1 protein-coding gene is annotated in these 1258 nt (G+C 31.8%); it reads left to right on the top strand.

The window, feature by feature from the left end; all coding sequences use genetic code 11:
* The coding region (locus ABDH49_09065; protein MEN3047101.1) for an electron transfer flavoprotein subunit alpha/FixB family protein at positions 1-753 on the top strand (753 nt) is incomplete at its 5' end.
* Positions 754-1258 lie beyond the last annotated feature (505 nt).

Raw genomic sequence — 1258 nt, 5'->3', positions numbered from 1 at the left:
AAAATTATTGCAACGGAAATGAAAAAAATTATAGAAAGTGAAAAAATAGAATATATATTTTTCGGTTCAACACCAAGTGCAATAGAAACACTAAGCTACTTAGCAGGCATAACTGATGCTATATTCCTTGAAGATATTGAAAGCTACGAAAATGGTTATTTCCTTAAGTCAATATATTCAAATAAAGTAATTGGGTCATTTAAGATAAACTATGATGGGATTAAAATCATAGGTATTAAACCAAAAAGCTATAAATTAGCTGAGCCAATATATAATTCTGAAGTTGTAAAATTAAGGGTAGAAAATATTATAGATGATATTGAGCTAATTGAAGTAAAAGCAAAGGAAACAAAGGAAATAGATGTAACTGAGGCGGATATTGTAGTATCTGGTGGTAGAGGCCTTGGTAGTGCAGAAAATTATCATAAGCTATTAAGAGAGCTAATTAGTGTTTTAAGTGAAAAGACAGGATTAAAAGCAGCACTTGGTGCAAGTCAAGCTGTAGTAGATGCAGGTTGGATAGACCATTCACATCAGGTTGGTCAAACGGGAAAAACGGTATCTCCATTAATATATTTTGCTGTTGGTATTTCAGGAGCTATTCAACACTTGGCAGGTATGAGAACATCTAAGCATATTATTGCAATAAACAAAGATAGCGAAGCACCAATATTTAAAGTTGCGGACTACGGTATAGTAGGGGATGTAAATGTAGTTATACCAGAATTAATACAAAAGATAAAATCAGCATAGACCTTAGTCTAAAGTTAAACTATGGAGCTATTGATTATAGCATATTTATGGCAAAAGTCAAATGAAAGTTTAAAAAAATTTCAAGAAACAAAAGCAGAAAATATTCCAACTATTCAAACATGGATACCAATATTCCAAGAAAATTTTGAAAGCATAACACCACCTATTCTGCTGGAACATGTATTGGCTCTGTTTCCTTTAATTCTAAATATACTTGTTATAATGACGATGAAGCGGGAAATAATAGTTCCGCTACAACTGAGATTCTAAGAACACCCAAAATTCCTATTCAATCTGGTGCAAGTGCTTATAGAGTAAGATTTGACTATAGCTTTGACGTGCATAATGCTATGCCAGTAGAAACCTTTTATGTAAACTTAGTATATTGGTCAGGGAATAATCAACCTACAACCATAAAAATACTAAATTTACTGGGAATAGCAGACTCTTTAAATAAGACATTTATAAAGGATATTTCTCAATATATCACAGGTAATAACGATAC

It is taken from the genome of Candidatus Hydrothermales bacterium (genome assembly GCA_039630235.1).
Classification (GTDB): Bacteria; Hydrothermota; Hydrothermia; order Hydrothermales; family JAJRUZ01; genus JBCNVI01.
Note: the sequence above shows the minus strand (reverse complement) of the source record. Positions and strands in the feature narration are given on the sequence as shown.